The organism is Pseudomonas extremorientalis (genome assembly GCF_001870465.1).
Classification (GTDB): Bacteria; Pseudomonadota; Gammaproteobacteria; order Pseudomonadales; family Pseudomonadaceae; genus Aquipseudomonas; species Aquipseudomonas extremorientalis.
Genome location: NZ_MDGK01000022.1, coordinates 1 through 3,180, shown reverse-complemented (window position 1 = coordinate 3,180; position 3,180 = coordinate 1). Strand labels below are relative to the sequence as shown.

At 61.4% G+C, this 3,180-nt stretch carries 2 protein-coding genes and 1 pseudogene; all 3 read left to right on the top strand.

Features of this window, described 5'->3' with window-relative positions:
- A pseudogene (locus BFN10_RS30110) lies at positions 1-340 on the top strand (AMP-binding enzyme); the annotation flags it as partial.
- Positions 341-369: 29 nt separating this feature from the next.
- Positions 370-693 (top strand): phosphopantetheine-binding protein, encoded by a 324-nt coding sequence (locus BFN10_RS30105; protein ID WP_425273020.1) that lies wholly within the window; start codon positions 370-372, stop codon positions 691-693.
- Between the two features lie 10 nt (positions 694-703).
- Positions 704-3,180, top strand: a 2,477-nt coding sequence (locus tag BFN10_RS10240) for a condensation domain-containing protein (RefSeq protein WP_244159046.1), incomplete at its 3' end; no start/stop codon positions are given.

The following is a 3,180-nucleotide window of genomic DNA, read 5'->3' as shown; positions in this document are numbered from 1 at the left end:
ACCGGCGACCTGGCGCGCTACCGCGAAGACGGCGTGATCGAATACGCCGGGCGCATCGACCATCAGGTCAAGTTGCGCGGCCTGCGTATTGAACTGGGTGAAATCGAAGCGCGCCTGCTGGAACACGAGTGGGTCCGCGAAACCGCCGTGCTGGCGGTGGACGGTAAATACCTGGTGGGCTACCTGGTGCTGCAAGACGCCGGCGACGATTGGCGCGATGTGCTGAGCGCTCACCTGGCGCAACAGCTGCCGGACTACATGGTCCCGGCCCAATGGGTGTTGCTGGAACACCTGCCGCTGAGCCCCAACGGCAAGCTGGACCGCAAGGCCCTGCCAAAGGTCGACGCCAATCTGCAAGCCCGTGAATACGTGGCTCCGCACAGCGAGCTGGAACAACAGATCGCCGCGACCTGGGCCGAAGTGCTGGACGTTGACCGGGTGGGCCTGCACGACAACTTCTTTGAGCTGGGGGGGCATTCGCTGCTGGCCACCCAGGTGGTGGTGCGCCTGCGTGAGCAATTGCACGCCGAATTTGACGTGAAATCGATTTTCACCACCCCGACACTGGCCGATTTCACTGCTTATGTGGCGGCCCAACAGACAAATAATTCACCGGTGCAGGACGCATTGGCTAAATCCTTGGAGGCCCTCAAACGTCTATCAGCAGAAGATTTGGATAAATTGATTTCCTGAGGGGCGTGGCGTGCAAGCATTAATCGAGTCGGTAGGGTCACTTTCGGCGCAACAGAAGAAAGCATTGGCGGTAATGCTCAAGCAGCAAGGCATCAACCTGTTTGAGATTGCCCCGGTTTTCAAGCGCCAGGAAGGTGAGCCTCTTCGGCTCTCTTATGCTCAGGAGCGGCAGTGGTTTTTGTGGCAGTTGGAGCCGCAGAGCCCGGCCTACCACCTGCCGCGCGCCTTGCGTTTGAAAGGCTGTCTTGACCGGATGGCCTTGCAGCGTAGCTTCGACAGTCTGATCGCCCGCCACGAAAGCCTGCGTACTCATTTGCAGCAGGATGTCGACCAGGTGCTGCAGGTCGTCAGGCCCGAGTTGCCGCTTGAAATCACGTTTGAAAGCGCTGATGCCGTGCAGCTTGAGCGGCTGGTGCAGGCGGAAGTCGCCAAGCCCTTCGATCTGCAACATGGCCCGCTGTTGCGGGTCAAGCTGCTGCAATTGGCGCCGGATGATCATGTGCTGGTGTTAGTGTTGCACCATATTGTCTCTGATGGCTGGTCGATGCAGGTCATGGTCGACGAGCTGGTGCAGTTGTACGTCGCGTACAGCCAGGGAGAGAGTTTGCATCTGCCGGACTTGCCGATTCAATACCCGGACTACGCCTTGTGGCAACGCAGCTGGATGGAAGCCGGCGAAAAAGAACGCCAACTGGGTTACTGGCGCGAGCAGTTGGGCGGCGAGCAGCCGGTGCTGGAATTGCCGTTGGATCACCCGCGCCCGGCCGTACAGAGCTACCGTGGCGCACGACTCGACATTGGCCTGGATGCGGCACTGGTCACCGCCCTCAAGGCGTTGGCCCAGCGCGAAGGTGTCACGCTGTTCATGTTGATGCTGGCGTCGTTCCAGACCCTGCTGTATCGCTACAGCGGGCAGTCGGATATCCGCGTCGGCGTGCCGATTGCCAACCGCAACCGGGCAGAAACCGAGCGGTTGATCGGCTTTTTCGTTAACACCCAGGTACTCAAGGCCGATATCGACGGGCAAATGACCTTCTGCCAGTTACTGGCCCAGGTCAAGCAACGTGCCCTGGAGGCTCAGAGTCATCAGGACCTGCCTTTCGAACAGTTGGTGGAAGCCTTGCAGCCCGAGCGCAGCCTGAGCCATAACCCGCTGTTCCAAGTGATGTTCAACCACCAGACCGAAGGTCGCAGGGCGCAGGGCGAACAGCAGTTACCCGGCCTGGCTGTGGAGGCTCTGGAGTGGGACAGCCTGAGTGCGCAGTTCGACCTGAGCCTGGATACCCAGGAGTCGCCCGAAGGCCTTTATGCTTCGCTGACCTATGCCACCGATCTGTTCGAGGCGGCGACCGTGCAGCGTATGGCAGAGCATTGGCAAAAGTTGCTGCGCGCGGTGGTGGGGCATGCAAGCAGTCGTATTGCACAGCTCGCGATGCTGATCGATGACGAGCAACGCAGGTTGTTGCAAGACTGGAACCACGGCGCGGCGGCGTTTGAAAACGATGTGGGCGTACAGGGCCTGTTTGAGGTCCAGGTGCGGCAACGCCCTGACGCGATTGCCCTGTGCCTGGACGACCAGTCCATCAGCTATGCCGAGCTGAACCGCCAGGCCAACCGTCTGGCTCATGCTCTGATCGCCCGGGGTGTCGGACCGGAAGTGCTGGTGGGCGTTGCGGTCGAGCGCTCTTTCGACATGGTGGTCAGCCTGTTGGCCGTGCTCAAGGCCGGTGGTGCCTATGTGCCGCTGGACCCGCAATACCCGCGCGAACGCCTGTTGCACATGCTCGAGGACAGCCGGGTGCGCCTGGTGCTGACTCAGCCCCATGTAGCGATGCCATTGCCCGACGGCATGGCGACGGTGGACCTGGCGGACGCACACCTGGCGATGTGCCCTGAGCATGATCCACAGGTGGCTGTGTCCCCAGACAACCTGGCCTACGTGATCTACACATCCGGCTCCACCGGCAAGCCCAAGGGCGTGGCGATCAGCCATGCGGCATTGACCGAGTTTTCGAGCATCGCAGCCGGTTATTCGTGCTTGACGTCTGAGGACCGTGTACTGCAATTCGCCACCTTGAACTTCGATGGCTTCGTCGAGCAGTTGTACCCGGCGCTGACCCACGGTGCCACTGTTGTGTTGCGTGGCCCGGAGCTATGGGACAGCGCCCGCCTGTACGAAGCAATCATCGCCCAGGGCATCACCCTGGCTGACTTGCCAACCGCCTACTGGAACCTGTTTTTGCTTGACTGCCTGGCGGCGGGGCCGCGCTCTTATGGTGCGCTGCGCCAGATCCATATCGGCGGCGAAGCCATGCCGCTGGACGGCCCGGCTCAGTGGCTGAAAGCCGGTCTGGGCCATGTGCGCCTGCTCAATACGTATGGCCCGACCGAAGCCACGGTGGTGTCGAGCCTGCTGGATTGCACGTCCGGTACTGACACCATCGGCGCCACTGCCAGCCCGATTGGCCGCTCGCTGCCGGGCCGTGC